This is a genomic window from Variovorax sp. VaC1, assembly GCF_043658315.1.
In the GTDB taxonomy this organism is placed as follows: Bacteria; Pseudomonadota; Gammaproteobacteria; order Burkholderiales; family Burkholderiaceae_C; genus Variovorax.
In genome coordinates, this window is record NZ_JBIGLT010000004.1 from 588,558 (window position 1) to 615,187 (window position 26,630).

Here is a 26,630-nt window from a genome sequence, read left to right on the forward strand (position 1 = left end):
GCGTTGCTGGAAGGGTCGGAAGGTAGTTCAGCCAAGTTGGGGCGATGGTAATGGGCGAGCCAAAGGCAGGACGCCGCAAAAGGTAAAGAAAAAAGTCCGCGTCAAAGCAAAGGCGCGGCCGCGCGCAGACGCACGGCCCATGCCACCAGCAGCGCCGGAAATTGGGCGATGGCGGCGTTGTAGTGCTTCACCGCGATATTGAACTGGCCACGTGCAATCTCTGCGGCAGCCGACGGCTCGGGCCATGCGATCGGTTCGGTGGTGCTGGACACCACCGCCGCCGTCACAGCACCGGGCTGCGGTTGCGCCGGGCGCGAGAGCGTGCCGTCGGCCTCGAAGACCGTCACCGCATCCGGATGCTGGCGCTGCCATGCGCCGATCCACACCCGCAGCGCGGTGGCCAGGGCGGCCATGCCGCCCGCATCGAGCGGGCGCTGTCGCGTCGCACCCAGCAGCGTGGCCAACTGGGTGGTGGAAGCCTGCAGCGGCGCGATCGACGACAGCAGCTCGTTCGACGGCGCCTCGGCCGGCGCCGCGGCGGTGATGCTCGCCTGGACAAAGTCCAGTTGCTTGCTCAATGCGGCATCGAGCGTGACGTAAGACTGCAGCACGGCCGCGCGCAAACGCACCAGCCGGTTGTAAGCGCCGACAAACCAGAACAACAGCGCCGCGATCACGATCCAGCTGGCCAACGATTCGGGCAACAGGCTCATCGACAAAGTCCCATGGAGAACACAAAGAAAAACGCCCCCCAACCGTGAGCGGTCGGGGGGCGTGGGGTACCGGTCATGGCCGGTGATGCTAACCAGTTATTCGGTCGCGGCGCCTTCGCTGGCGTCGGCCGTGCTGGTCACATCGCTCTCGCCGGAGCCTGCCAGTTCGGCAGCTTCCGACTCGGCGATGGCGCGGCGCTCGGCCTCGTCCATGGCGTCCTTGACCTTGCGGGCCTGGTGGTACGCCATGCCGGTGCCTGCGGGAATCAGGCGGCCGACGATGACGTTTTCCTTCAGGCCGCGCAGCTCGTCGCGCTTGCCCATGATCGCGGCTTCGGTCAGCACGCGCGTCGTTTCCTGGAACGAAGCAGCCGAGATGAACGAGTCGGTCGACAGCGACGCCTTCGTGATACCCAGCAGCAGGTTGGTGAACGTCGCGGGGATCTTGCCTTCGGCGCGCAGGGCGTCGTTGGTGTTGAGCATTTCGCTGCGTTCGACCTGTTCGCCGGAGATGTAGCCGGTCTCGCCGATGTTGTCGACCACGACGCGGCGCAGCATCTGGCGAACGATCACCTCGATGTGCTTGTCGTTGATCTTCACACCTTGCAGGCGGTACACGTCCTGCACTTCGTCCACGATGTAGCGCGCCAGTTCTTCCGAACCCAGCAGGCGCAGGATGTCCTGCGGGTCCGCCGGGCCGTCGACCACGGATTCGCCCTTGTTCACCACCTGGCCTTCGTGCACCAGGATGTTCTTTTCCTTCGGCACGAGGTCTTCCCAGACCGTGCCTTCCGGATCGGTGATCTGCAGGCGGATCTTGCCCTTCGTTTCCTTGCCGAACGACACGGTACCGGTCATTTCGGCCAGCATGCCCTTGTCCTTCGGCGAACGGGCTTCGAACAGCTCGGCAACGCGCGGCAGACCGCCGGTAATGTCGCGGGTCTTCTGGCCTTCGACCGGAATACGCGCCAGCACTTCGCCGGGGCCCACGTCCTGGCCGTCGCGCACCTGCACCAGAGCGCCGATCGGGAAACCGATCGTCACCGAGTGGTCGGTACCCGGGATCTTCACTTCCTGGCCTTGCGCGTCGATCAGCTTGACCTGCGGGCGAACGACCTTGGCAGCGCCGCGGCGCTTCGGGTCGATCACGACCAGGGTCGACAGACCGGTCACTTCGTCCACCTGCTTGGCGACCGTGAGGCCTTCCTCGACGTTTTCGAACTGCGTCTTGCCGGCGAATTCCGTGATGATCGGGCGGGTCAGCGGGTCCCAGTTGGCCAGCACGTGGCCAGCCTTGATCTGCTGGTCGGCCTTGACCGTCAGGGTCGCACCGTACGGCACCTTGTGGCGCTCGCGCTCACGGCCGTGTTCGTCATGGATGACGATCTCGCCCGAACGCGAAATCACGACCAGCTCGCTCTTGCTGTTGGTCACGTAGCGCATCGTGGCATTGAAGCCGATCGAACCGTTCGACTTGGCTTCCACGCTCGAAGCGATGGCAGCGCGCGAAGCGGCACCACCGATGTGGAAGGTACGCATCGTCAGCTGCGTGCCGGGTTCGCCGATGGACTGCGCAGCGATCACACCGACGGCTTCGCCGATGTTGATCAGGCCGCCGCGGCCCAGGTCGCGGCCGTAGCAGGTCGCGCAGATGCCGAAGCGGGTTTCGCAGGTCAGCGCGGTACGCACCTTGACCTCGTCGACGCCTTGCGCCTCGAGTTCTTCGATGGTGTCCTCGTCGAACATCGAACCGGCCTTCAGCAGCACCGCACGGTTTTCCGGATGCAGCACGTCGTCCGCAGCCGTACGGCCCAGGATTCGGTCGCGCAGCGACTCGATCACTTCACCGCCTTCGACGATCGCGCGCATCAGGTAGCCGTTGTGCGTGCCGCAGTCCTGTTCGGTCACGACCAGGTCTTGCGTCACGTCGACCAGACGACGGGTCAGGTAACCCGAGTTCGCCGTCTTCAGCGCCGTGTCGGCCAGACCCTTACGGGCACCGTGGGTGGAGATAAAGTACTCCAGCACGTTCAGGCCTTCGCGGAAGTTCGCGGTAATGGGCGTCTCGATGATCGAGCCGTCCGGCTTGGCCATCAGGCCCCGCATACCGGCCACCTGGCGAATCTGCGCAGCGGAACCGCGGGCACCCGAGTCGGCCATCATGTAGATGGAGTTGAACGACTCCTGCTCGACGTCCTTGCCGTGGCGATCGATGACGCGCTCCTTGGAGAGCTTGGCCATCATGACCTTCGACACTTCGTCGCCGGCCTTGCCCCAGATGTCCACCACCTTGTTGTAGCGTTCGCCGGAGGTCACGAGACCGGACACGTACTGCTGCTCGATCTCCTTCACTTCCTTGGCCGAGCGCTCGATGATGCCGTGCTTCTCAGCGGGCACCAGCATGTCGTCGATGGCGATCGAGATACCGGCCTTGGTTGCCAGGCGGAAGCCGTTTTGCAGCAGCTTGTCGGCGAACACGACGGTCTCTTTCAGGCCGCACTTGCGGAACGAGACGTTGATGAGCTTGGAGATTTCCTTCTTCTTCAGCGCCTTGTTGATGTTCGAGAACGGCAGGCCCTTCGGCAGGATCTCGGACAGCAGCGCGCGGCCCACGGTGGTGTCCACGAGCGAGGTCGACGGCGTGAATTCGCCGGTTTCCTTGTTCTTCGTGTACTCCGTGATACGCACGGCGACGCGGGCGGTCAGCTCGACTTCGTTGGCGTCGAGCGCGCGCTGCACTTCACCGATGTCGGAGAAGATCAGGCCCTCGCCCTTGCCGTTGATGCGGTCGCGGGTCGTGTAGTACAGACCCAGCACCACGTCCTGCGAAGGAACGATCGACGGTTCGCCCGAAGCCGGGAACAGCACGTTGTTGGAGGCCAGCATCAGCGTGCGGGCTTCCATTTGCGCTTCCACCGACAGCGGCACGTGAACGGCCATCTGGTCACCGTCGAAGTCGGCGTTGAATGCCGCGCAGACGAGCGGGTGCAGCTGGATGGCCTTGCCTTCGATCAGGATCGGCTCGAAGGCCTGGATGCCCAGACGGTGCAGCGTAGGCGCACGGTTCAGCATGACCGGGTGCTCTTTGATGACCTCTTCCAGGATGTCCCAGACCACCGGCGTGCCCGATTCGACTTCCTTCTTGGCAGCTTTGATCGTCGTCGCGATGCCCATGGCTTCGAGGCGCGAGAAGATGAAGGGCTTGAACAGCTCGAGCGCCATCAGCTTCGGCAGGCCGCACTGGTGCAGCTTGAGCGTCGGGCCCACCACGATGACCGAACGGCCCGAGTAGTCGACGCGCTTGCCCAGCAGATTCTGGCGGAAGCGGCCGCTCTTGCCCTTGATCATGTCGGCGAGCGACTTCAGCGCGCGCTTGTTGGCGCCCGTCATGGCCTTGCCACGGCGGCCGTTGTCCAGCAGCGAGTCGACAGCCTCTTGCAGCATCCGCTTTTCATTGCGCGCGATGATTTCCGGAGCCTTCAGCTCCAGCAGGCGGCGCAGACGCGAGTTGCGGTTGATGACGCGGCGGTACAGGTCGTTCAGGTCGGAGGTCGCGAAGCGGCCGCCGTCCAGCGGCACCAGCGGACGCAGGTCCGGCGGCAGCACGGGCAGCACGTCCAGCACCATCCACTGGGGCTTGATGCCCGACTTGCGGAAGGCTTCCAGCACCTTCAGGCGCTTGGAGTTCTTCTTGACCTTGACTTCGGAACCGGTCAGGTCACCGCGCAGGCGTTCGATCTCGCTGTCGAGCTCGATGCCTTCGAGCAGGTCTTTGATGCCTTCGGCGCCCATCTTGGCAACGAATTCGTCGCCGTATTCCTTGCGCTTCGCGTCGTAGTCGTCCTCGGACATGATGCCGAACTTCTTCAGCGGGGTCATGCCGGGGTCGGTGATCACGTAGGCTTCGAAGTACAGCACGCGTTCGATGTCGCGCAGCGTCATGTCGAGCACGAGGCCCAGACGCGACGGCAGCGACTTCAGGAACCAGATGTGGGCGCAGGGCGCGGCCAGGTCGATATGACCCATGCGCTCGCGACGCACCTTGGTCTGCGTGACTTCAACGCCGCACTTCTCGCAGATCACACCGCGGTGCTTCAGGCGCTTGTACTTGCCGCACAGGCACTCGTAGTCCTTGATGGGGCCGAAGATCTTGGCGCAGAAGAGACCGTCGCGCTCGGGCTTGAACGTGCGGTAGTTGATCGTCTCGGGCTTCTTCACTTCACCGAAAGACCACGAACGGATCTTCTCGGGCGAAGCCATGCCGATCTTGATGGCATCGAAATGCTCATCGGGAGTGAATTGCTTGAACAGGTCGAGTAGCGATTTCATAAGACTCTTTCCCTTTTCAAATTAAGAACGCTCGAGCTCGATGTCGAGCCCCAGCGAACGAATTTCCTTGACCAGCACGTTGAACGATTCCGGCATGCCGGCTTCGATCGAGTGCTCGCCCTTGACGATGCTCTCGTACACCTTGGTACGGCCTTGCACGTCGTCGGACTTCACGGTCAGCATTTCCTGCAGGACGTAGGCGGCGCCGTAAGCTTCCAGCGCCCACACTTCCATTTCCCCGAAACGCTGGCCGCCGAACTGCGCCTTGCCGCCCAGCGGTTGCTGCGTGACGAGCGAGTACGGGCCGGTCGAGCGGGCGTGCATCTTGTCGTCGACCAAGTGGTGCAGCTTCAAGAAGTGCATGTAGCCGACGGTGACGGGACGCTCGAACTGGTCGCCGGTGCGGCCGTCGAACAGGTACGCCTGCGTGCGCGTATCGGTCAGGCCCTTGAGCTTGGCGATGTCATCCGGGTAGGCGAGCTTCAGCATGCCGCGGATTTCTTCTTCCGACGCACCGTCGAACACAGGCGTCGCGAAGGTCGCGCCGTTCTGCAGGTTCGCTGCCATTTCGAGCAGTTCGGAGTCGTTCAGCGAGCTGATGTCTTCCTTGCGGCCCGAGCCGTTGTACAGCTGCTCCATGAACTTGCGCAGCTCGGCCACCTTGGCCTCTTGCTGCAGCAGGTCACCGATGCGCTGACCGATGCCCTTGCCGGCCCAGCCCAGATGCACTTCGAGCACCTGGCCCACGTTCATCCGCGAAGGCACGCCCAGCGGGTTCAGGCAGATGTCGCACGGCGTACCGTCGGCCATGTGGGGCATGTCTTCGACCGGAACGATCTTCGACACCACACCCTTGTTGCCGTGGCGGCCGGCCATCTTGTCGCCGGGTTGCAGGCGGCGCTTGACGGCCAGGTAGACCTTGACCATCTTCAGCACGCCCGCGGGCAGCTCGTCGCCCTGCGTGAGCTTCTTGCGCTTTTCTTCGAACGCGAGGTCGAAGCTGTGGCGCGTCTGCTCCAGCGAGTTCTTGATCGACTCGAGCTGCGTCGCCACTTCGTCTTCCGCCGGACGGATGTCGAACCAGTGGAACTTCTCGACCGACGACAGGTAGGCCTTGTCGAGCTTGGTGCCCTTGGCCAGCTTGTTCGGGCCGCCGTTGGCGACCTTGCCAGTCAGCAGCTTTTCGATACGGTCGAACGCGTCGGCTTCGACGATGCGAAGCTGGTCGTTCAGGTCGAGGCGGAAGCGCTTGAGTTCGTCGTCGATGATCTGCTGGGCGCGCTTGTCGCGCGTGATGCCTTCGCGGGTGAACACCTGCACGTCGATCACGGTACCTTGCGAACCCTGGTCCACGCGCAGCGAGGTGTCCTTCACGTCGGAAGCCTTCTCGCCGAAGATGGCGCGCAGCAGCTTCTCTTCAGGCGTCAGCGTGGTCTCGCCCTTCGGCGTGACCTTGCCCACCAGCGTGTCGCCCGGCTGCACTTCGGCGCCGACATAAATGATGCCGGATTCGTCGAGGCGGTTGAGCTGCTGCTCGGCCAGGTTCGGGATGTCGCGCGTGATTTCTTCGGCACCCAGCTTCGTGTCGCGGGCCATCACCACCAGTTCCTCGATGTGGATCGAGGTGTAGCGGTCTTCGGCGACGACGCGTTCCGAGATCAGGATCGAGTCTTCGAAGTTGTAGCCGTTCCAGGGCATGAAGCCGATCAGCATGTTCTGGCCGAGGGCCAGTTCGCCGAGGTCGGTCGATGCACCGTCGGCCACCACGTCGCCCTTGGCGATCTTGTCGCCGCGCTTGACGATCGGACGTTGGTGGATGTTGGTGTTCTGGTTCGAACGCTGATACTTGATCAGGTTGTAGATGTCCACACCGACTTCACCGGCTGCCGCTTCGGCGTCGTTCACGCGCACCACGACACGGGTCGCATCGACGTAGTCGACGATACCGCCACGGGTGGCCGTGACCACGGTGCCCGAGTCGACCGCGGAGACGCGCTCGATACCGGTACCGACCATCGGCTTTTCGGGGCGCAGCACAGGCACGGCCTGACGCTGCATGTTGGCGCCCATCAACGCGCGGTTCGCGTCGTCGTGCTCCAGGAACGGCACGAGCGAAGCAGCCACCGACACGATCTGCGCGGGCGACACGTCCATGTACTGGATGCGCTCGGCACCGACCAGGATCGATTCGCCGGCTTCACGCGCCGAGACCAGGTCGCCGGTCAGCACGCCGTCCTTGTCCAGGGTCGCATTGGCCTGGGCGATGACGTACTTGCCTTCTTCGATGGCCGACAGGTAGTCGATGTCGTTCGTGACCTTGCTGTCCACCACGCGGCGATACGGCGTCTCGATGAAGCCGTATTCGTTCAGGCGGGCATACAGGGCCAGCGAGTTGATCAGACCGATGTTCGGGCCTTCAGGCGTTTCGATCGGGCACACGCGGCCGTAGTGGGTCACGTGCACGTCGCGCACTTCGAAGCCTGCACGTTCACGCGTCAGACCACCCGGGCCAAGGGCCGACACGCGGCGCTTGTGGGTGATTTCGGACAGCGGGTTCGTCTGGTCCATGAACTGCGACAGCTGCGAAGCACCGAAGAATTCCTTCAGCGCGGCCGAGATCGGCTTGCTGTTGATCAGGTCGTGCGGCATCAGCGGCTCTTGCTCCGCTTGGCCCAGACGTTCCTTCACGGCCTTCTCGATACGGGCCAGGCCGGTGCGGTACTGGTTTTCGGCCAGCTCGCCGACGCAACGCACGCGGCGGTTGCCCAGGTGGTCGATGTCGTCGACTTCGCCGTTGCCGTTGCGCAGGTCAACGAGGATCTTGACCACGGCCAGGATGTCTTCGTTGGTCAGCACCATCGGGCCGGTCGATTCGTCGCGGCCGACCTTGGCGTTGAACTTCATGCGGCCGACGCGCGACAGGTCGTACGTGTCCGGGTTGTAGAACAGGCGCTGGAACAGCGCTTGCACGGCGTCTTCCGTCGGCGGCTCGCCGGGGCGCATCATGCGGTAGATGGCCACGCGCGCTGCGAACTCGTCGACGGTTTCGTCGATGCGCAGCGTTTGCGAGATGTACGCGCCCTGGTCCAGTTCGTTGGTGTAGATCACCTGAACGTCTTGAACGCCGGCGGTGCGCAGCTTCTTCAGCAGCGCTTCGGTCAGCTCGTCGTTGGCCTTCGCCAGGATTTCACCGGAGTCGGCGTCGACGATGTTGCGTGCGATCACGCGGCCGATCAGGAAGTCTTCGGGCACGCTGATGTGCGTGGTGCCGCCTTGTTCCAGTTCGCGCGTGTGGCGCGCGGTGACGCGCTTGTCCTTGGCGACCACGACCTTGCCCGATTTGTCGGTGATGTCGAAGCGCGCGACTTCGCCGCGCAGGCGCTCGGAGACGAACTCCATCTGAGCGCCGCTGTCCATCAGACGGAAGTTGTCGTTCACGAAGAAGTTCGCGAGGATCGATTCCGGGTTCAGGCCGATGGCCTTCAGCAGGATCGTGACCGGCATCTTGCGGCGACGGTCCACGCGGAAGTACAGCATGTCCTTCGGATCGAATTCGAAGTCGAGCCACGAACCGCGGTAAGGAATCACGCGGGCCGAGAACAGCAGCTTGCCCGAGCTGTGCGTCTTGCCCTTGTCGTGTTCGAAGAACACGCCCGGCGAGCGGTGCAGCTGCGACACGATCACGCGTTCGGTGCCGTTGATGATGAACGAACCCTTGTCGGTCATGAGCGGCACTTCGCCCATGTAGACCTCTTGTTCCTTCACTTCCTTGACCACCTTCGACTGCGACGTCGACGACTCGCGGTCATAGATGATGAGCTGGACCTTGGCGCGCACGGCCGAGGCGAAGGTCAGACCACGGGTCTGGCATTCACGCACGTCGAAAGCCGGCTTCGCGAGGTTGTACTCGAGGAACTTCATCTCGACAAAACCGTTGTGCGAGACGATCGGGAAGGCGGCGTCGAACGCGGCCTGCAGGCCTTCGACGGTGCGCTGTTTGGGAGCGATGCCGGCTTGCAGGAACGCGGTGTACGCGTCTTTCTGCATCTGCAGCAGGTAGGGGATTTCGACGACGCTGTCGCGGTTACCGAAACTTTTTCGGATGCGCTTGCGTTCGGTGTAACTGTACGCGGACGATTGGGCCATGAGAGCTCCGGTGCTTGAGATCTTCAGCGACTTGTCAGCAGTGCCGAGGCACCACTGCTTGGCGGCTGGCCACTACCAGCCGTTGGCGGACAGCGATGCGTTGCACATCGCCCGAACCAAGGGGTCTTCTGCAGTCGGGGTCAGAAGACACTCAAAAAACGTCTCGTTCTTGGCTTTTCCGGAGCCTTTCGGGTCTCCGGGAAAGCCGGCGACGAGCCGGCTTTTGGGTGCGCTCTGAAAGCGGCAAAGGCTGGAGGGCCTTTTCAGGCACCTCCAGCCCTCTAGGGGGTCTGAATTACTTCAGTTCCACCTTGGCGCCGGCTTCTTCCAGCTTCTTCTTGGCGGCTTCAGCGTCAGCCTTCGACAGGCCTTCCTTGACAGCCTTGGGAGCGGCTTCCACCAGGTCCTTGGCTTCCTTGAGGCCCAGGCCGGTGATTTCGCGCACTGCCTTGATCGCCGAAACCTTGTTCGCGCCAGCATCCATCAGCATGACGTTGAATTCGGTTTGCTCTTCGGCAGCAGCAGCGGCACCACCGCCACCACCAGCGGCCGGAGCAGCCATTGCAGCGGCGCTCACGCCGAACTTCTCTTCGATGGCTTTCACCAGGTCGTTGAGTTCCAGGACCGTCATGCTGTCGAGCGCGGTCAGAAATGCGTCTTTATCGAATGCCATTTTTGTTTCCTAACAATTGGGTTGAATATTTCAAACGCGAGGCTCAGGCGGCCTGCGCTTCTGCCGGTGCATCGGCAGCGGGTGCAGCTTCGCCACCACCACGCTTCTCGGCCAGCGCCGCGAGCACGCGGGCGGTACGAGAGATCGGGGATTGCATCAAGCCCAGCAATTGCGCCAGCAGCACTTCCTTGGAAGGGATGTTGGCCAGTTGCTTCACGCCGTTGACGTCCAGGGCCTTGCCGCCAAACGCGCCACCGCGAATCACCAACTTGTCGTTGGTCTTCGCGAAGTCGGCCACCACCTTGGCGGCAGCCACTGCGTCTTCGGAAAAGCCGTAGATCAGCGGACCGGTCATCTGGTCGCCGACGACTTCAAATGCGCTACCAGCGACAGCACGGCGTGCCAGCGTGTTCTTCAACACGCTGAGGGTCACACCCTTGCTGCGAGCTTCGCTGCGCAGTTTGGTCATATCGGCAACCGTGATGCCACGGTATTCCGCCATCACGAGCGTTTGAGCTTTAGCGGCGAGGCTGGTCACATCACTGATGACCGCTTCTTTCTCACTGCGATTCAGACTCAAGGTCTACTCCTTTTAATGCGATCTTCGGCCGGGGCCTTGGATCGCGCTTCATGCAGCGACCAACTGTTCGGAACAAAAAATCAAATTCCTTGATTCCTTGCAGTGGGATCGCCATCTGCGCTGGATACCGGAAGGATCGATCCGGCGATTAAGTGCAGCGCCCTGCACACCAGCGGTCTTGGATGGCCCGCGGCAACCGAAGCCGCCGCGACCCACCACATCCGCCCTTCCCCTTCACGTCAGCTCAGGGGTCGGGCAAATCTCTTCAGCTCGCCGAGATGGTTTGCGTGTCCACGCGGACACCCAGACCCATGGTCGACGACACAGCCACCTTGCGCAGGTACACGCCCTTGCTGGTCGTCGGCTTGGCCTTGACCAGAGCGTCGATCAGCGCAGCCAGGTTGCCCTGCAGCTTGTCGGTATCGAACGAACGACGGCCGATCGTGCCGTGGATGATGCCGGCCTTGTCGACGCGGAACTGGACCTGGCCAGCCTTGGCGTTCTTGACAGCGGTCGCAACGTCGGGCGTCACGGTGCCAACCTTCGGGTTGGGCATCAGGCCGCGCGGGCCGAGGATCTGGCCGAGCGTACCGACGACGCGCATCGCGTCAGGGGCAGCGATCACGACGTCGAAAGGCATGTCGCCAGCCTTGACCATGGCAGCCAGGTCGTCCATGCCGACGATGTCGGCGCCGGCAGCCTTGGCTTCTTCAGCCTTGGCGCCTTGGGCGAACACAGCCACGCGCTTGGTCTTGCCGGTGCCGTTGGGCATCACGACGGCGCCACGCACCACCTGGTCCGACTTCTTCGCATCGATGCCGAGCTGCACGGCCACGTCGATCGATTCGTCGAACTTGGCGGTAGCGGCTTCCTTCACGAGGTCGATGGCTTCAACGAGGGCGTACAGCTTGTTGCTGTCGACCTTGCCGGCGAGCGACTTTTGCTTCTTGGTGATCTTGGACATTTACACGCCCTCCACATTCACGCCCATCGAGCGGGCAGAGCCGGCGATGGTGCGAACTGCTGCGTCCAGATCGGCAGCAGTCAGGTCCTTCATCTTGGCCTTGGCGATTTCTTCGAGCTGAGCGCGGGTGATCTTGCCGACCTTGTCGGTGTGCGGGCGGGCCGAGCCCTTTTCCAGCTTGATGGCCTTCTTGATCAAGGTGATCGCCGGGGGCGTCTTGATGATGAAGGTGAAGCTCTTGTCAGCGAACGCGGTGATGACCACCGGCAGCGGCAGACCCGGCTCGACGCCTTGGGTTTGCGCATTGAACGCCTTGCAGAACTCCATGATGTTCAAACCACGCTGGCCCAGTGCGGGACCGATGGGTGGTGACGGGTTGGCCTTACCAGCTGGCACTTGCAGCTTGATGAAGCCGACGATTTTTTTCGCCATGCTTTGCTCCTTGCGGGTGATATCGCCTTGGCTCTCGCCGAGGCTCCCCGGGGTTTAACGACTCTTCGATCAAGGCCGCGCGCCGAGTCGGACAACGCGCAGCCGGAATGGGTTCGGGCCTTTCGGCCCGAGGCTCAGGTCTTTTCGACCTGGCTGAATTCGAGTTCGACAGGCGTCGAGCGGCCGAAAATCATGACCGACACGCTCACCTTGCTCTTCTCGTAGTTCACATCCTCGACGGTGCCGTTGAAGTCCGTGAACGGGCCTTCCTTGACGCGCACGAACTCGCCGACGATGAACTCCACCTTGTGGCGGGGCTTTTCGGTGCCCTGCTGCATCTGGCTGACGATGTCCTCGACCTCTTTCTGCGAGATCGGAGCCGGACGGTTCTTGGCACCGCCCACGAAACCCGTCACCTTGTTGGTGTGCTTCACCAGGTGCCAGCTCTCGTCGTCCATGATCATTTCGACCAGCACGTAGCCCGGGAAGAAGCGACGCTCGGTCGTGCGCTTCTGGCCGTTCTTGATTTCGACCACTTCCTCGGTCGGAACCAGGATGCGACCGAACTTGTCCTGCATGCCGGCGCGGTTGATGCGCTCGGTGATGTTGCGCTCGACGGCCTTTTCCATGCCCGAATAGGCATGCACCACGTACCAACGCAGGTCGGGATTGGCGGCAGGAGCCAGAATCGGAGTGTTCTCTTCTTCCGGCGTGGTTTCAACTACGTCGTCGGTCATTACTTACTTTCTCCAGCCCAGAATGAGGTCGAAAAACACCCATTCGAGCGTCTTGTCGGTGAGCCAGAGGAAGACGGACATGATCGCCACGAAGGCGAACACGTAAGCCGTCATCTGCATTGCTTCCTTGCGGGTCGGCCACACGACCTTCTTGACCTCGCGCCACGAGTCGCGGCCGAAGGCCCACAACTGACGGCCATTCTCCGAACTGCCAAAGGCACCCACCGCGGCGGCCAAGCCGACCAGCAGCGCAGCCCACTGAACCAGCGAGCCCTGGCGCGAGAGCAGGTAGAACGCCACGATGGCGCCCACTGCCAGCACAACAGCCGCAGCCAACTTGGCCTTGTCTGCGCCGGTGCTCACGGTTTCGATTTGAGAAGTGGCCATGGTTGGCTGATTTCCTGTGCCTTTCGGCCTTCAATTCAATGCGCCTTCTTGAGACGCCGAAGCCCGTCGGGACGCGACGGGCTTTTTCGGGGTGCCACCTAGGTGGCAGGGGCAGTAGGAATCGAACCTACAACCTTCGGTTTTGGAGACCGACGCTCTGCCAATTGAGCTATACCCCTCCGGTACTCTTTACGCTTGGCTTAGATGTCGAGGATCTTGGCCACGACGCCCGAACCCACGGTACGGCCGCCTTCACGGATGGCGAAGCGCAGGCCTTCTTCCATCGCGATCGGGTTGATCAGCTTGACGGTGATGCTGACGTTGTCGCCAGGCATGACCATTTCCTTGTCCTTGGGCAGCTCGATCGCGCCGGTCACGTCCGTCGTGCGGAAGTAGAACTGCGGACGGTAGTTGTTGAAGAACGGCGTGTGACGGCCACCTTCGTCCTTGGACAGCACGTACACCTCAGCGGTGAAGTGCGTGTGCGGCTTGATCGAGCCGGGCTTGCACAGCACTTGGCCGCGCTCGACTTCTTCGCGCTTGGTGCCGCGCAGCAGCACGCCGACGTTGTCGCCAGCCTGACCCTGGTCCAGCAGCTTGCGGAACATTTCCACGCCGGTGCAGGTGGTCTTGACGGTCGGGCGGATGCCGACGATCTCGATTTCTTCACCGACCTTGATCACGCCACGCTCGACGGCGCCGGTCACCACAGTACCGCGGCCCGAGATCGAGAACACGTCTTCGACGGGCATCAGGAACGTGCCGTCCACGGCGCGCTCGGGCGTCGGGATGTACGTGTCCAGCGCTTCAGCCAGCTTCATGATGGCTTCTTCGCCCAGCTTGCCCTTGTCGCCTTCCAGGGCGAGCTTGGCCGAGCCGTGGATGATGGGGGTGTCGTCGCCAGGGAACTCGTACTTGTCGAGCAGCTCGCGCACTTCCATTTCGACCAGCTCGAGCAGCTCGGCGTCGTCGACCATGTCGCACTTGTTCAGGAAAACGATGATGTAGCCCACGCCCACCTGGCGAGCCAGCAGGATGTGTTCACGGGTCTGGGGCATTGGGCCGTCAGCGGCCGAGCACACCAGGATCGCGCCGTCCATCTGGGCAGCGCCGGTGATCATGTTCTTCACATAGTCGGCGTGGCCGGGGCAGTCCACGTGAGCGTAGTGGCGGTTGGCCGTTTCGTACTCGACGTGTGCGGTGTTGATCGTGATGCCGCGAGCCTTTTCTTCGGGCGCTGCGTCGATCTGGTCGTAAGCCTTGGCTTCGCCGCCGAACTTGGCCGACAGAACGGTTGCGATCGCAGCCGTCAGCGTCGTCTTGCCGTGGTCAACGTGACCGATCGTGCCCACGTTCACGTGCGGCTTGGTGCGGGTGAATTTACCTTTTGCCATTTTTCGACTCCGAAAAAAACGATTTCAACGTATGCAGATGGGTTGCAAAGCTGCCGTTGCAACCCCCAAAAACTGGTGCCCTTTGCGGGAATCGGACCCGCGACCTCTCCCTTACCAAGGGAGTGCTCTACCACTGAGCCAAAAGGGCTTTATCTAACCAAATCGCTTTCCGGCGCCGAACCGGGTCTCTGGAGCGGGAGACGGGAATCGAACCCGCGTCATCAGCTTGGAAGGCTGGGGTTCTACCATTGAACTACTCCCGCATCGGGGGCACTTCAAGGCACCCAAAGCGCTAGATCCAATCGCTCTTAGAAACCAAATTCATCGCTGGTGGAGAGGGCTGGATTCGAACCAGCGTACTCGTAAGAGGGCAGATTTACAGTCTGCTGCCATTAACCACTCGGCCACCTCTCCGGCGAACCTCGAAATATAGCACGATTTTGTGACTACTCAGAAATCCCGGCATCAAGAAGATGCGGAAGAACTGCTCGAGGCGTGAGCCCACGATTATCGCCCAAGTTCACCCCTGCGCCCGCTGCGCCTCCCGCCACGCGCGCGCTTTGCCGAAATGTCCGCAGCCGATGAACGGCACGGGCGGGCGCAACGCAGAAAGTGGCGACGGATGATTCGACATCAGCACCTTATGGCGCTTAACGTCGATCAACGCCCGCTTACTCTGCGCGTGCGAGCCCCATAGCATAAAAACAACAGACTTCTCGCCGCCTGAAACATGACGGATGACGGCGTCCGTCAGCACCTCCCAGCCACGGCCGGCATGGCTGGCCGGCTGCGCCTCTTCGACCGTCAGGCAGGTGTTGAGCAGCAGGACGCCATGCGTCGCCCACTTCACCAGGCTGCCTCCCGGATTCGGAAATGGCGGCGGGGCCGTGCCGAGGTCGCGCTGCAGCTCCTTGAAGATGTTGCGCAGCGACGGTGGCAGCGCCACGCCGGGCGCCACCGAAAACGCCAGCCCTTCGGCCTGTCCGCGTCCGTGGTACGGGTCCTGGCCCAGGATCACCACGCGCACGTCTTCAGGCGGCGTCAGTTCCAGCGCCCGCAACGGCTGCGGCGGAAAGATCACCGCGCCGGCATCGAGGCGCTCGCGCAAGAAGCCCTGCAGCTTCTGCCCAACGGCACCCGCGAAGAACTCGTCGACCAGCGGCTGCCAGCCCGGCGCCACCGGCCAGTCGGCAGGATCGCTGCTCGACAGCTGATCGGGCCGGCTCATTTGAACAACGCAGCGAGGGCCTCGCCGGGTTCCTTGGCACGCATGAATGCCTCGCCGACCAGGAAGGCGTTGACGCCGGCCGCGCGCAGCGTGGCGACGTCCTGACGCGTGCCGATGCCCGATTCGGTCACCGGCAGGCGATCGGCCGGCAGCCTGGGCAACAGGTCGATGGTGGCCTGGATCGACACCTCGAAATTGCGCAGGTTGCGGTTGTTGACGCCGACCAGCGCCGTCTTCAGCTTCAACGCGCGATCGAGCTCGGCTGCGTCGTGCACCTCGACCAGCACCGCCATGCCCAACCCGCGCGCGATGGCTTCGTAGTCTTTCATCTGCGCATCGTCGAGGCACGCGGCAATCAGCAGGATGGCATCGGCGCCCATCGCGCGCGATTCGTACACCTGGTAGGCATCGACGATGAAGTCCTTGCGCAGCACCGGCAGGTCGCACGATGCGCGGGCCTGCTTGAGATAGTCGACACCGCCCTGGAAGAACTGCTTGTCGGTCAGCACCGAGAGGCAGGCCGCGCTGACCTCGCCATCGCCTTCGGCATAGCTTTGCGCGATGTCGGCCGGAATGAAGTCTTCACGCAGCACGCCCTTGCTCGGGCTGGCCTTCTTGACCTCCGCGATCACGGCTGCGTGCCCGGCGGCGATCTTCGCGCGCAGCGCGGCTTCGAAGTCGCGCGTGAGCACGCGGCTTTCGGCGTCGAAGCGAACCGCTTCGAGCGGCGCACGCTTCTGCGCGGCCGCGATCTCCTGGCGCTTGACGGCAACGATCTTGTCGAGGATGTCTGACATGGCTTGTTCTGCTTTCGGTTTCTCTGCGGGGCTCAAACGGTCGCGGAGGCCCGGACCAGCTCTGCCAGCTTGGCTTTTGCCGCGCCGGAGGCAATGGCTGCACGCGAGCGATCCACGCCGGCCGCCACCGAATCGACCACGTTCGCCGCATACAGCGCCGCACCGGCATTGAGCAGCACGATGTCGAGCGCGGGGCCGGCCTGATTGTCGAGCACCCCCAGCAGCATCGCCTTCGACTGCTCGGGCGTTTCCACGCGCAGCGCGCGGTTGCTCGACATGGCGAAGCCGAAGTCTTCGGGATGCAGTTCGTACTCGCGGATCTCGCCGTCTTTCAGCTCGCCCACCATCGTGGCCGCGCCGAGCGAGATTTCGTCCATGCCGTCGCGCCCGTAAACCACCATCGCGTGCTCGGTGCCCAGGCGTTGCAGCGCACGCACCTGGATGCCCACGAGGTCGGGGTGGAACACGCCCATCAGGATGTTCGGTGCACCGGCCGGATTGGTCAGCGGCCCGAGGATGTTGAAGATCGTCTTGATGCCCAGTTCCTTGCGCACCGGCGCGACGTTCTTCATCGCCGGATGATGGTTCGGCGCGAACATGAAGCCGATGCCGACCTGCTCGATGGAGCGCGCGATCTGCTCGGGCTTCAGGTTGATGTTGACGCCCAGCGACTCCAGCACGTCGGCACTGCCCGACTTGCTCGACACGCTGCGCCCGCCGTGCTTGCTGACCTTGGCGCCCGCCGCGGCCGCGACGAACATCGAGCAGGTCGAGATGTTGAAAGTGTGCGAGCCATCGCCGCCGGTGCCGACGATGTCCACGAGGTTCGTGGTGTCGGTGACGGGCACCTTGGTCGACACTTCGCGCATCACCTGCGCGGCGGCGGTGATCTCGCCGATGGTTTCCTTCTTCACGCGCAGGCCGGTGATCAGCGCGGCCATCATCACGGGCGAACACTCGCCGCTCATGATGAGCCGCACGATGTGCAGCATCTCGTCGTGGAAGACTTCGCGGTGCTCGATGGTGCGCTGCAGCGCTTCCTGGGGGGTGATCATGATGAGTCTCCTCGGTAGGTGTCAGTGGCCGATGCGAACGGCCGGCGCGTCGGTGAACGCGAGCTTGAGGCCGAAGCCGATGAACAGGACGCCGGCGACGCGGTCGAGCCAGTGCATGCCCTTCTGCACGGCACCGCGATGCGCCATCCAGCCCGCTGCCAGAGCCCATCCCACGTTGACCGGGATCGCGTTGAGGTTGAACAGCACGCCCAGCAGCACGAAGTACAGCGCCTTGTTGTCGGCACCGGGCGCAATGAACTGCGGCACGAAGGCCAGGAAAAACAGCGCCACCTTCGGGTTGAGCACGTTGGTCCAGAAGCCGCCGAGAAAGATCGCCTTGAGGCTGCGCTCCCCGCTCACCGCTGCCGCCGCCGCATCGAGATCGGCAGGCGGCTTGGCGCGCGAAAGCACCATGCGCACGCCAAGGTAAAGCAGGTAGGCGGCGCCGATGTACTTGAGCACGGTGAACGCCGTCGCGGAAGTCGCCATCAACGTGCCGACACCGACGGCTGCGGCAAAGATGTGAACGAAGCAACCCGCCGTGATGCCGAGCCCGGCCACGATGCCGGCACGCACGCCGGAGCGCAGCGAGTTCGTCACGACGTAGAGCACGTCAGGTCCCGGCGTCAGGTTCAGCAGCCAGCCGGCGGCAATGAAAGCGAGCAGATGCGGAAGATCGGGCATCGCAGCTCCTTCGGGTCAGGCGTTGAAGAAGCCCCGGATCGCGGCAACGGCGCGGTCGACGCCGGCCGCATCCACGTCGAGGTGCGTCACGAAGCGCAGGCGATACAGCCCCGTTGCAAGAATGCCCTGCTGGTTGAGGCTCGCGATCAGCTCCGACGAGCGTGCCTGCGCCGCACCCGTGAGGTCGGCGAACACGATGTTCGTGTGCGGCGCCTCGACCGTCAGGCCCTCGATGCCTTCGAGCCCCTGTGCCAGACGCTGCGCCAGCGCGTGGTCGTCGGCCAGCCGGTCGATGTGGTGGTCGAGCGCATGCGAAGCCGCCGCCGCCAGCAGGCCCGCCTGGCGCATACCGCCACCGGCCATCTTGCGGATGCGATGCGCCCGCGCAATGAACTCGCGCGAACCGACCAGCGCCGAGCCGATCGGCGCGCCCAGGCCCTTGCTGAAGCAGACCGAGACACTGTCGAAGCATTGCGCGATGCGGTGGGCTTCCGCGCGGATGTCGCTGCGCTTGTTCTGCGCGGCCTGCGCGGTCGCGGCATTGAAAAGACGCGCGCCGTCGAGGTGCCGCTGCAGGCCCTTGCGCTTGGCCAGGTCGGTCGCGGCCTGCACGTAGTCGAACGGCAGCAGCTTGCCGCCCAGCGTGTTCTCCAGTGCCAGCAGCTTCGTGCGCGCGAAGTGCGCGTCGTCGGGCTTGATGGCCGCTTCGATCTGCGCGAGCGGCAACGTGCCGTCGGGCGCATGGTCGAGCGGCTGCGGCTGCACGCTGCCGAACACCGCTGCACCGCCGCCTTCCCAGCGGTAGCAATGCGCCTGCTGGCCGACGATGTATTCGTCGCCGCGGCCGCAATGCGAGAGGATCGCGCAGAGGTTGCTCTGCGTGCCGGTCGGCACGAACAGCGCGGCCTCGAAGCCCAGCAGCGCAGCGATCTTTTCCTGCAGCGCGTTGACGCTCGGGTCGGTGCCGAAGACGTCGTCGCCCAGCGGCGCGGCCATCATGGCCTCGCGCATCGCGGGCGTGGGTTGCGTGACGGTGTCGCTGCGCAGATCGACGAGAGAAGAGCGTTCGGTCATGGTGGGTCAGTCCAGGAAGTTCTTGAGCATGGCGTGGCCGTGCTCGGTGAGGATCGATTCAGGGTGGAACTGCACGCCTTCGATGCGCACGTCATGCGCAAACCCGGTGTGCCGCACCCCCATGATCTCGCCGTCGTCGGTCCACGCGGTGACAGCCAGTGCCTTCGGGCAGCTCTCGCGTTCGATCGACAGCGAGTGGTACCGGTTGACGATGAACTTCTCGGGCAGCCCCGCGAATACGCCTTCTTGCGTGGTCGTGATCTCGCTGGTCTTGCCATGCATCAGTTGCTGTGCGCGAACGATCTTGCCGCCGAAGGCCGCACCGATGGCCTGGTGGCCCAGGCACACGCCAAGAATGGGCAGCTTGCCCGCGAAGGCCTCGATGGCCGCCACCGACACGCCCGCCTCCGCCGGCGAGCAAGGCCCCGGCGACACCACGAGCCGCGTGACGCCCGAGGCGATCAGCTCGCCGATCTGCGCCACCGTGATCTCGTCGTTGCGGTGCACTTGCACGTCCGCACCCAGTTCGCCGAAGTACTGGACGATGTTGTAGGTGAAGCTGTCGTAGTTGTCGATCATCAGCAGTTTCATGGCTTGCTCACAATCCGGTGCACGCCCTTCACCACGGGAAAGACGTTGAAGTTGATCAGAAGGCCCAGCTTGAGGCCCGACAGCCGCAGCGCGGCCAGCACCTGCGAACGATGCAGGTCGGTCAGCACATCGACCGCCTTGAGCTCGACGATGACCGACTGTTCGATCACGAAGCCCGCACGGTACACCTCGCCCAGCGAGCGGCCCTTGTAGGTGGCCGACAGCGCCACGTCGCGCGTGAAGCCGATCTCGCGCTCGGCCAGCTCGATGGCCAGCGCGGCGGCATAGGCGCCCTCGTCGAGCCCCGTGCCGAGCACGCGCTGAACCTCGACGGCGGCGCCGATGATCTCGTGCGAGAAGTCGTTTTGAATATCGGGTGCTGCGCTCATTCCAGGCCTTCCTCGACCAGTTCGGCCGCGCGCAGGAGTGCGCGCGCCTTGGCCTCTGTTTCTTTCCACTCCAGCTCGGGCACCGAATCGGCGACCACGCCGGCCGCGGCCTGCACGTGCAGCATCTGGTCTTTCACGATGCCGGTGCGGATCGCGATGGCCACGTCCATGTCGCCCGCGTAGCTGATGTAGCCGCAGGCGCCACCGTACAGGCCGCGCTTGGTGGGCTCCAGTTGGTCGATGAGTTCCATCGCATGCACCTTGGGCGCGCCGGTCAGCGTGCCGGCCGGGAAGGTGGCCTTGAGCACGTCGATGGCGGTCATTCCGTCCTTCAGCGTGCCTTCGACGTTGCTCACGATGTGCATCACGTGGCTGTAGCGCTCGACCGCGAAGGCCTCGGTCACCTTCACGGTGCCGGTCTTGGCGATGCGCCCGATGTCGTTGCGCGCAAGGTCGATCAGCATGACGTGCTCGGCGCGCTCCTTCGGGTCGTTGATGAGCTCCACCTCGGCGGCCTTGTCGAGTTCGAGCGATGCACCGCGCGGGCGCGTGCCGGCCAGCGGGCGGATCGTGATCTTCTGTTCGCCCTCGCCCGTGTTCTCCTGGCGCACCAGGATCTCGGGCGACGCGCCCACCACATGGAAGTCGCCCAGGTTGTAGTAGTACATGTAGGGCGAGGGGTTCAGCGAACGCAGCGCGCGGTACAGCGACAGCGGCGACTCGGTGTAGCGCTTGCTGATGCGCTGGCCCACCTGCACCTGCATGAAGTCGCCGGCGGCGATCATTTCCTTGGCACGCTCGACGGCCGCGATGTAGTCGGCCTTGGCAAAGCTGCGCTCGGGCGGATGCGGCTGCGTGGGCTTCACAACGGGTGCGCTCACCGAGTACTTGAGCTTTTCCTTCAGCTCGCGCAGGCGGCGCTTGCCCACGGCATAGGCCTCGGGCTGCTTCGGATCGGCATAGACGATCAGGTAGAGCTTGCCCGAGAGGTTGTCGATGACGGCCAGCTCTTCGCACTGCAGCAGCAGGATGTCGGGGCAGCCCAGCGCATCAGGGGGGCAGCTCTTTTCGAGCTTGCGCTCGATGTGGCGCACGGTGTCGTAGCCGAAGTAGCCGGCAAGGCCACCGCAAAAACGCGGCAGGCCGGGCCGCAGCGCGACCTTGAAGCGCTTCTGGTAGGCCGCGACGAAGTCGAGCGGATTGCCGGAGGCGGTCTCGACCACCTGGCCATCGGTCACCACTTCGGTCTTTGCATCGGCACCGAAGCCGGTGGCGCGCAGCAGCGTGCGTGCGGGCAGGCCGATGAAGCTGTAGCGGCCGAAGCGCTCGCCGCCCACTACGGATTCAAGCAGGAAGCTGTGCTTGCCGCCGCCCTGCGAATGAGCCAGCTTGAGGTAAAGGGAAAGGGGGGTCTCGAGGTCGGCAAAGGCCTCGGCCATCAGCGGAATACGGTTGTAGCCCTGGGCGCTGAGGCTCTTGAATTCAAGTTCGGTGATCACGGATTCGTTCTCCAGTTGCCGCCCGGCGCTCCTTTGGCCGGTGACAAGGTCATTCACAGGTGGTCCGGCGTCGTGGTGTGCGTCGACTCGGAACCGCGGGCGCACGGCGTGCGCCGTGCAATCAAACAGTCAGCGATGTATGGCGACGCCAGGGCCAGGCTCCCCGGCTGCCTTCACCTGTTTGATTGATGTGATGAACGAACATGGAAAGCCGAGTTTAGCCCACGAAAACGCGCCAGCGTGCAAGAGAACCATCTTGCATCACCTTCAGGGTTCCCCCGAAGGCCGCGTCGTAAAACAAAAAGATACATTCGCACGACCGTTCGCAAATTCCAGGAGGCTCACTTGCTCGCACCTTCGCTCCCGACCGTGTTCTCCCTGTTTTCCCAGTGCGCTCGCTGGGCCGTGCTGGCCTGTCTTGCCACGGCGCTCGGCGCCTCGGCCGCGCAGGTCGACGTGGCCGGCGTCAAGCTCGAAGACCGCATGGATCTGCGCGGCAGCCCCTTGCAGCTGAACGGTGCAGGCATTCGCTACAAGGCCATCTTCAAGGTCTACACGGCCGGCCTCTATGTGGGCAAGAAGGTGTCGACGCCCGAAGAAGCGCTGGCCGCGCCGGGCCCCAAGCGCGTGGCCATCACGATGCTGCGCGACATCGACGCCAACGAACTCGGCAAGCTCTTCACCAAGGGCGTGGAAGAGAACTCGCCCAAGAGCGAAATGGTCCACCTGATCCCGGGCCTGCTGCGCATGGGCCAGATGTTCGCGGACCAGAAGCAGCTGAAAACCGGCGACACCTTCACCATCGACTGGCTGCCGGGCACCGGCACCGTCATCACCGTGCGCGGCGTGCCGCAGCCCGATCCGGTAAAAGAGCCCGCCTTCTTCAATGCGTTGCTGCGCATCTGGCTGGGCCCGAACCCGGCCGACTGGAAGCTGAAGGACGCACTGCTCGGCAAGCAGTAGCCCTGCGCCCAGATCCCACTGTCTTTACGCGGCCGTGCCCGCGAGTTCGGCCAGCGAATCCACGAAGCCGTCAGCATCCACGCCGCGCACCGGCTCGCCGTGGTTGTAGCCATAGCTCACGAGCACCACCGGGCAGCCCGCCGCGCGTGCGGCGCGCGCGTCGTTGCTCGAATCGCCGACCATCAGCGTGCGCGCCGGCGCCGTGCCCAGCGCCTCGCAGGTCTTCAGCAGCGGCAGCGGATCGGGCTTCTTGCGCTCGAACGCATCGCCACCGAACACTCGCTCGAAGAAACCGTCGAGCCCTTTCGCGGCCAGCAGTGGCTTGGCGAACGAGGTCGGTTTGTTGGTCAGGCAGGCCAGCCGAAGGCCGCGCGCACGCAGCGCCTTCAGCCCTTCGATCACGCCCGGGTACACCGCCGAATGCTGGCCGTTGATGGCCAGGTAATGGTGCTGGTAGCGCGCCCATGCACGGTCGAACAGCGCCTCGGCCTTCGCCTTCAGCGCGCCCGCTTCGGCAGCCGAGGGCGTGGTGCCGGCAGGCGTCATCACGTGTACCAACGCGGAAAGAATCAGATGCTCCGAGCCCTTGCCCACCATCACTTCGATGGCGGCCGGGGCCACATGAGGCAGCGAGAGATCGCCAAGCATGCCATTCAGAGACGCGGCGAAATCGCCGAGCGTGTCGACCATGGTGCCGTCGAGGTCGACGATGGCGGCGTCGAAGCGGGAGAGGTCTGGGGAAAAAGCGTCCAAGGCAGTCTGACCGGCTGAAAAGAGAAGAAGAAAGGGAAGGGGCGAATTCTGCCTCCCCGGTTTTTTGCGCTCCCCTTTACGGGTTTCGGCGGCCTCGTTCGGCAACAGGATGAATTCACCTGCCACCGACAGAGGACCTCATCCGCCATGTGCCCAGAAATCCCCTCTCGTGCCCGCCTCGTGCCGCCTGATGGGCGCCCCGCGCACCACATCGCCCTGTTCGCGCTGCCCCCGGTGTTCTGGATCGCGCTCACGCTCGCCACGCCGATCGCGGGCCTCGTCGGCTTGCACTTCTTCGGGCACGGCGACTTCGGCAACACCCCCGGCAACTGGGCCATGGACGCTCTCGAGCGCTGGCTGATGGGGGCTTCCGCCGCGCTGGTCCTGCAGCTGCATGTCGTGATGCTGGTGATGTTGCTTGCAGAACCGAAGCAGCCGCCGGACGCCGCGAAGCCCACGAACCCCTGACGCATTTTTTTTGCCCACGCCATTACGGGTTTCGGCACGCCCGTTCGGCATACGGATGCATTGACCTGAAACCCAAGAGGAGCCACCTCGCCATGCTTCAGAAAAATTTCCTCGCCACCGTCCGCACCAAGGCTGCAGCCCGATGAGCGCCAGCACCACCGGCCTCGTCCGGCCGTCGCTCCTCGCCCTCGGCGCCGCCTGGCTGACGGGCAAGGCGTTCGGCCTGCGCCCCCCTTTGTCATCGCGCGCACCCGACCCGCACTTCCACCGGCAAGAGCCCGCCGCCGGCCGCGAGCCCATCGACCTGCGGCAGCCGCTGCGCGCCATGCCACAAGCCCACGGACCGATGCTGGCGCGCCGGGGCATCCACCTCGACCTCTTCCTGCCGGACGAGGCGCTGACCGTCGCCGTCGTCCCGGGCGACCTGCCCCGCTTCATCGCCCACATCCTCGACGTGGCCGCCGGCACGCTGCAGCAAGGCACCACGCTGCACGTGCTGGCCCGCGCCGAAGGGCAGCACGCGGTCATCAACTGGCGCGACGCCAGCGCGGGCGCAACGCGCCTCTCGCACGCCTTTGCCACGGCCGACCACGCCACGGCCGCGCGCGTGCTGGCCTGCCAGACGATCGCGGCGCGGTACGGCGCGCGCATCTACGCCGCGCCCTCGCCGCTGGGCGATGGCTGCCTCACGGTGCGGTTTCCGCTGCACGGCCAGCGCGAGGCGCATGCATCGGCAACGGACCTCTGATGTCGATGCGAGGCATGACCATGACGCTGCGATGCATCCCTTCGCCCCCATCCACCGCCACCGGCGACGACGCGGCCGGCCCGCCCACCGCGCCTCGCCTCTCGCGCCTGCGGGACTGGTGCTGCATCGGCGCCGCGGCCATCGGCCTCATCGTTTCCCTCAACCTCGGCACCTGCGAGCCCGACAGGCGCCCCGTGAACCGCTTCGCGCCACCGGCCAGTACCAGTCTTTCCACGCTCGCGCCGATCATGCAGACCAGTCCACGCAAGGGCGGCGAAGGCACGCCGCGCCAGGGCCTGCGCTGCCCCGCACCCAAGGCCGCGCGCGTGGCCGTGCGGATGGCCTCCTTGCCCAAGGCGTACGGGTTCGCTGTTTAAATATGTCAACCCAGTGAGATAGATTCATGCTCGCGACCCTCGCTGCGTTCCCAAACGACTTGCATCCCCCCTTCATGCCGGACCGCCCCACCGACCGCGACGTAGAGACGCTCTACGGCGACCACCATGGCTGGCTGGTGGGCTGGTTGCGCCGCAAGCTCGGCCATGCGGGCGATGCCGCCGACCTCGCACAAGACACCTTCCTGCGTGTGCTCGGCCGCCCCCGCGAGGCCACCGAGGCGCGCGAGCCCCGCGCCTGGCTCACCACCATCGCGCACGGCCTCGCGGTCGATCACATCCGGCGCCGCACGCTCGAGCGCGCTTGCCTCGAAGCTATCGCCAGCCTGCCCGAGCCGCAGGCGCCATCGCCCGAAACGCAGCTGCTGCTGGTCGAGGCGCTCATGCGCATCGACGCCATGCTCGACGGGCTCGCGCCCAAGGCGCGCAGTGCCTTCCTGCTGTCGCGGCTCGACGGCCTGAGCTACCCGGAGATCGCGCAACGCCTGGGCGTGAGCCTGAGCTCGGTCGAAAAGTACATGGCAGGCGCGATCCGCCACTGCCTCTCGCTGCGATGAAACCCGCATTCCCCTCCTCCTCCGCGCCCGGCAGCGAAAGCCCGCACGAACTGCTCGACCAGGCCATCGCCTGGGCGGTGCGCCTCGGCTCGGGCAGCGCCGACAGCCAGGTGCACGAAGCCTGCAACGCCTGGCGTGCCGCCCACCCCACGCACGAGCAGGCCTGGCAGCAGGTGCAGTCCGTCGAAGACGCCTTTCGCCAGGTGCCGCCCGCGAATGGCGCGCTGGCCCACGGCGCGCTGCAGGCCGCCACCCGCATGCGCACCGCGCAGGGCCGGCGCCGCGCACTCGGCGTGATGAGCGTATTGGGCCTTGCCGTCACCGGCGGCGCGCTCGGCCTTGTCGTCTGGCACGAGGCGCCCTGGGTGCAGCGCGCCGACTACGCCACCGCCATCGGCGAGCGCAAGCGCGTGATGCTGGCCGACGGCACCGAGCTGAACCTCAACACCGGCTCCGAAGTGCAGGTGGTGTTCTCGCCGCGCCGGCGCGTGATCGTGCTGCGCCGTGGCGAGCTGTTCGTGCGCACCGGTGCCGACACCGGCGCGATGCTCGGCCACCGCGCCTTCTGGGTCGAGGCGCCGCATGCGCGCTTCGAGGCACTGGGCACGCGCTTCGGCGTGCGCCAGGAAGAAAGCGAAACGCGGCTCTCGATGACCGAAGGCCGCGTGGCCATCCACGCCGGCGATGCACCCGCCGTGATCGCGCAGGCCGGCGACGGCTACGTCATCCGCGCCAACACCGCCGAGCCCCAGCGCATCGTCGATCGCAGCTTCGAAAGCGATGCCTGGACCGACGGCGCGCTGGTGGCCAAGCAGATGCGGCTCGATGCCTTCGTGGCCGAACTGGCCCGCTACCGTGGCGCGCCGCTGCTGTGCGATGCCGACGTGGCATCGCTGCGGGTGTCGGGCGTCTTCCAGCTCAACGGCCCCGATCCGGTGGGCCGCGCACTCGAAGCACTGGTACGGACGCTGCCCGTCCGGCTCCAACACGGCACGGGGGACACGTTGACTGTTTCCAGGCGTTGAGAGGACCTGTTCAAGGCCGCCCTCCCGGGTTCTGGCGGTCCCTTGCGGC

25 protein-coding genes and 4 tRNA genes are annotated in these 26,630 nt (G+C 64.6%); 6 read left to right on the top strand and 23 right to left on the bottom strand.

Annotated elements, in window-relative coordinates:
* Positions 1-101: 101 nt before the first annotated feature.
* The 22 genes from ACGLHS_RS19565 to trpE all read right to left on the bottom strand — a co-directional run bounded on the left by ACGLHS_RS19565 (position 102) and on the right by trpE (position 21,672).
* Complete coding sequence (locus ACGLHS_RS19565) at positions 102-713, bottom strand: lema family protein (RefSeq protein WP_394482379.1); 612 nt, start codon at positions 711-713, stop codon at positions 102-104.
* 96 nt (positions 714-809) lie between these two features.
* Positions 810-5,042: a DNA-directed RNA polymerase subunit beta' gene (rpoC, locus tag ACGLHS_RS19570; protein ID WP_093243518.1), complete on the bottom strand. Its 4,233-nt coding sequence runs from the start codon at positions 5,040-5,042 to the stop codon at positions 810-812.
* 21 nt (positions 5,043-5,063) lie between these two features.
* Positions 5,064-9,188, bottom strand: a complete 4,125-nt coding sequence (gene rpoB / locus ACGLHS_RS19575) for a DNA-directed RNA polymerase subunit beta (RefSeq protein ID WP_093243515.1) — start codon at positions 9,186-9,188, stop codon at positions 5,064-5,066.
* Positions 9,189-9,483: 295 nt separating this feature from the next.
* A complete protein-coding gene (gene rplL / locus ACGLHS_RS19580) occupies positions 9,484-9,861 on the bottom strand; it encodes a 50S ribosomal protein L7/L12 (RefSeq protein WP_093243512.1) in 378 nt (125 codons plus the stop codon).
* A gap of 43 nt (positions 9,862-9,904) precedes the next feature.
* Positions 9,905-10,441 (bottom strand): 50S ribosomal protein L10, encoded by a 537-nt coding sequence (rplJ, locus tag ACGLHS_RS19585; protein ID WP_093243510.1) that lies wholly within the window; start codon positions 10,439-10,441, stop codon positions 9,905-9,907.
* Between the two features lie 265 nt (positions 10,442-10,706).
* Positions 10,707-11,405, bottom strand: a complete 699-nt coding sequence (rplA, locus tag ACGLHS_RS19590) for a 50S ribosomal protein L1 (RefSeq protein WP_093243507.1) — start codon at positions 11,403-11,405, stop codon at positions 10,707-10,709.
* Positions 11,406-11,837, bottom strand: a complete 432-nt coding sequence (gene rplK / locus ACGLHS_RS19595; protein ID WP_007831051.1) for a 50S ribosomal protein L11 — start codon at positions 11,835-11,837, stop codon at positions 11,406-11,408.
* 134 nt (positions 11,838-11,971) lie between these two features.
* Positions 11,972-12,574, bottom strand: coding sequence for a transcription termination/antitermination protein NusG (gene nusG, locus ACGLHS_RS19600; RefSeq protein WP_093243504.1), 603 nt, complete (start codon positions 12,572-12,574; stop codon positions 11,972-11,974).
* A 3-nt stretch (positions 12,575-12,577) separates the two neighbouring features.
* The gene (gene secE / locus ACGLHS_RS19605) at positions 12,578-12,961 is read right to left on the bottom strand and encodes a preprotein translocase subunit SecE (protein WP_007831049.1); all 384 of its coding nucleotides are present in this window, start codon (positions 12,959-12,961) and stop codon (positions 12,578-12,580) included.
* 103 nt (positions 12,962-13,064) lie between these two features.
* A tRNA-Trp gene (locus ACGLHS_RS19610) sits at positions 13,065-13,140 on the bottom strand.
* Positions 13,141-13,161: 21 nt separating this feature from the next.
* The gene (gene tuf, locus ACGLHS_RS19615; protein WP_012745744.1) at positions 13,162-14,355 is read right to left on the bottom strand and encodes an elongation factor Tu; all 1,194 of its coding nucleotides are present in this window, start codon (positions 14,353-14,355) and stop codon (positions 13,162-13,164) included.
* 73 nt (positions 14,356-14,428) lie between these two features.
* Positions 14,429-14,503, bottom strand: a tRNA-Thr gene (locus tag ACGLHS_RS19620).
* A gap of 41 nt (positions 14,504-14,544) precedes the next feature.
* Positions 14,545-14,618, bottom strand: a tRNA-Gly gene (locus ACGLHS_RS19625).
* A 65-nt stretch (positions 14,619-14,683) separates the two neighbouring features.
* Positions 14,684-14,769: transfer RNA gene (locus ACGLHS_RS19630), tRNA-Tyr, on the bottom strand.
* Positions 14,770-14,875: 106 nt separating this feature from the next.
* A complete protein-coding gene (locus ACGLHS_RS19635; protein WP_394482387.1) occupies positions 14,876-15,583 on the bottom strand; it encodes a uracil-DNA glycosylase in 708 nt (235 codons plus the stop codon).
* The gene (gene trpC, locus ACGLHS_RS19640; RefSeq protein WP_394482389.1) at positions 15,580-16,380 is read right to left on the bottom strand and encodes an indole-3-glycerol phosphate synthase TrpC; all 801 of its coding nucleotides are present in this window, start codon (positions 16,378-16,380) and stop codon (positions 15,580-15,582) included. Before trpC ends, ACGLHS_RS19635 begins: the two co-directional genes overlap by 4 nt.
* A 32-nt stretch (positions 16,381-16,412) precedes the next feature.
* Positions 16,413-17,435, bottom strand: a complete 1,023-nt coding sequence (trpD, locus tag ACGLHS_RS19645) for an anthranilate phosphoribosyltransferase (RefSeq protein ID WP_093247443.1) — start codon at positions 17,433-17,435, stop codon at positions 16,413-16,415.
* 21 nt (positions 17,436-17,456) lie between these two features.
* Positions 17,457-18,119, bottom strand: a complete 663-nt coding sequence (locus ACGLHS_RS19650) for a LysE family translocator (RefSeq protein WP_093247442.1) — start codon at positions 18,117-18,119, stop codon at positions 17,457-17,459.
* A 15-nt stretch (positions 18,120-18,134) separates the two neighbouring features.
* Complete coding sequence (gene ltaE / locus ACGLHS_RS19655) at positions 18,135-19,193, bottom strand: low-specificity L-threonine aldolase (RefSeq protein WP_394482393.1); 1,059 nt, start codon at positions 19,191-19,193, stop codon at positions 18,135-18,137.
* Between the two features lie 6 nt (positions 19,194-19,199).
* A complete protein-coding gene (locus ACGLHS_RS19660) occupies positions 19,200-19,784 on the bottom strand; it encodes an aminodeoxychorismate/anthranilate synthase component II (protein ID WP_093247440.1) in 585 nt (194 codons plus the stop codon).
* On the bottom strand, positions 19,781-20,173 hold the full coding sequence (locus ACGLHS_RS19665; protein WP_394482396.1) for a GxxExxY protein: 393 nt from the start codon (positions 20,171-20,173) through the stop codon (positions 19,781-19,783). Before ACGLHS_RS19665 ends, ACGLHS_RS19660 begins: the two co-directional genes overlap by 4 nt.
* Complete coding sequence (gene trpE / locus ACGLHS_RS19670) at positions 20,170-21,672, bottom strand: anthranilate synthase component I (protein WP_394482398.1); 1,503 nt, start codon at positions 21,670-21,672, stop codon at positions 20,170-20,172. Before trpE ends, ACGLHS_RS19665 begins: the two co-directional genes overlap by 4 nt.
* Before the next feature lie 345 nt (positions 21,673-22,017).
* Between trpE and ACGLHS_RS19675 the strand changes: the two genes are divergently transcribed.
* The gene (locus ACGLHS_RS19675) at positions 22,018-22,635 is read left to right on the top strand and encodes a chalcone isomerase family protein (protein ID WP_394482401.1); all 618 of its coding nucleotides are present in this window, start codon (positions 22,018-22,020) and stop codon (positions 22,633-22,635) included.
* A 24-nt stretch (positions 22,636-22,659) separates the two neighbouring features.
* Here ACGLHS_RS19675 and ACGLHS_RS19680 read toward each other — a convergent pair whose 3' ends face one another.
* On the bottom strand, positions 22,660-23,325 hold the full coding sequence (locus tag ACGLHS_RS19680) for an HAD family hydrolase (protein WP_394482510.1): 666 nt from the start codon (positions 23,323-23,325) through the stop codon (positions 22,660-22,662).
* 210 nt (positions 23,326-23,535) lie between these two features.
* On the opposite strand from ACGLHS_RS19680, the gene ACGLHS_RS19685 reads away from it, so the two are divergent.
* The 5 genes from ACGLHS_RS19685 (at position 23,536) to ACGLHS_RS19705 (ending at position 26,581) form a co-directional block, all read left to right on the top strand.
* Positions 23,536-23,856, top strand: a complete 321-nt coding sequence (locus tag ACGLHS_RS19685; RefSeq protein ID WP_394482403.1) for a hypothetical protein — start codon at positions 23,536-23,538, stop codon at positions 23,854-23,856.
* Between the two features lie 142 nt (positions 23,857-23,998).
* The gene (locus ACGLHS_RS19690; RefSeq protein WP_394482405.1) at positions 23,999-24,604 is read left to right on the top strand and encodes a hypothetical protein; all 606 of its coding nucleotides are present in this window, start codon (positions 23,999-24,001) and stop codon (positions 24,602-24,604) included.
* Positions 24,604-24,981, top strand: coding sequence for a hypothetical protein (locus tag ACGLHS_RS19695; RefSeq protein ID WP_394482407.1), 378 nt, complete (start codon positions 24,604-24,606; stop codon positions 24,979-24,981). The genes ACGLHS_RS19690 and ACGLHS_RS19695 overlap by 1 nt, the downstream gene beginning before the upstream one ends.
* 74 nt (positions 24,982-25,055) lie before the next feature.
* Positions 25,056-25,556 carry a sigma-70 family RNA polymerase sigma factor gene (locus tag ACGLHS_RS19700; protein WP_093247432.1) on the top strand — a complete coding sequence of 167 codons (501 nt, stop codon included), beginning with the start codon at positions 25,056-25,058 and terminating at the stop codon, positions 25,554-25,556.
* The gene (locus ACGLHS_RS19705) at positions 25,553-26,581 is read left to right on the top strand and encodes a FecR domain-containing protein (protein ID WP_394482410.1); all 1,029 of its coding nucleotides are present in this window, start codon (positions 25,553-25,555) and stop codon (positions 26,579-26,581) included. Before ACGLHS_RS19700 ends, ACGLHS_RS19705 begins: the two co-directional genes overlap by 4 nt.
* The last annotated feature ends 49 nt before the right edge of the window (positions 26,582-26,630 follow it).

Coding starts and splice junctions, on each gene's coding strand:
- ACGLHS_RS19650 (WP_093247442.1), bottom strand. CDS start 18,119: ATGCCCGATCTTCCGCATCTGCTCGCTTTCATTGCCGCCGGCTGGCTG.
- nusG (WP_093243504.1), bottom strand. CDS start 12,574: ATGACCGACGACGTAGTTGAAACCACGCCGGAAGAAGAGAACACTCCG.
- rplK (WP_007831051.1), bottom strand. CDS start 11,837: ATGGCGAAAAAAATCGTCGGCTTCATCAAGCTGCAAGTGCCAGCTGGT.
- rplA (WP_093243507.1), bottom strand. CDS start 11,405: ATGTCCAAGATCACCAAGAAGCAAAAGTCGCTCGCCGGCAAGGTCGAC.
- rpoB (WP_093243515.1), bottom strand. CDS start 9,188: ATGGCCCAATCGTCCGCGTACAGTTACACCGAACGCAAGCGCATCCGA.
- ACGLHS_RS19700 (WP_093247432.1), top strand. CDS start 25,056: ATGCCGGACCGCCCCACCGACCGCGACGTAGAGACGCTCTACGGCGAC.
- secE (WP_007831049.1), bottom strand. CDS start 12,961: ATGGCCACTTCTCAAATCGAAACCGTGAGCACCGGCGCAGACAAGGCC.
- ACGLHS_RS19565 (WP_394482379.1), bottom strand. CDS start 713: ATGAGCCTGTTGCCCGAATCGTTGGCCAGCTGGATCGTGATCGCGGCG.
- ACGLHS_RS19705 (WP_394482410.1), top strand. CDS start 25,553: ATGAAACCCGCATTCCCCTCCTCCTCCGCGCCCGGCAGCGAAAGCCCG.
- ltaE (WP_394482393.1), bottom strand. CDS start 19,193: ATGACCGAACGCTCTTCTCTCGTCGATCTGCGCAGCGACACCGTCACG.
- tuf (WP_012745744.1), bottom strand. CDS start 14,355: ATGGCAAAAGGTAAATTCACCCGCACCAAGCCGCACGTGAACGTGGGC.
- rplL (WP_093243512.1), bottom strand. CDS start 9,861: ATGGCATTCGATAAAGACGCATTTCTGACCGCGCTCGACAGCATGACG.
- ACGLHS_RS19685 (WP_394482403.1), top strand. CDS start 23,536: ATGTGCCCAGAAATCCCCTCTCGTGCCCGCCTCGTGCCGCCTGATGGG.
- trpC (WP_394482389.1), bottom strand. CDS start 16,380: ATGTCAGACATCCTCGACAAGATCGTTGCCGTCAAGCGCCAGGAGATC.
- ACGLHS_RS19695 (WP_394482407.1), top strand. CDS start 24,604: ATGTCGATGCGAGGCATGACCATGACGCTGCGATGCATCCCTTCGCCC.
- rpoC (WP_093243518.1), bottom strand. CDS start 5,042: ATGAAATCGCTACTCGACCTGTTCAAGCAATTCACTCCCGATGAGCAT.
- ACGLHS_RS19665 (WP_394482396.1), bottom strand. CDS start 20,173: ATGAGCGCAGCACCCGATATTCAAAACGACTTCTCGCACGAGATCATC.
- ACGLHS_RS19660 (WP_093247440.1), bottom strand. CDS start 19,784: ATGAAACTGCTGATGATCGACAACTACGACAGCTTCACCTACAACATC.
- ACGLHS_RS19690 (WP_394482405.1), top strand. CDS start 23,999: ATGAGCGCCAGCACCACCGGCCTCGTCCGGCCGTCGCTCCTCGCCCTC.
- ACGLHS_RS19635 (WP_394482387.1), bottom strand. CDS start 15,583: ATGAGCCGGCCCGATCAGCTGTCGAGCAGCGATCCTGCCGACTGGCCG.
- trpD (WP_093247443.1), bottom strand. CDS start 17,435: ATGATCACCCCCCAGGAAGCGCTGCAGCGCACCATCGAGCACCGCGAA.
- ACGLHS_RS19680 (WP_394482510.1), bottom strand. CDS start 23,325: ATGGTCGACACGCTCGGCGATTTCGCCGCGTCTCTGAATGGCATGCTT.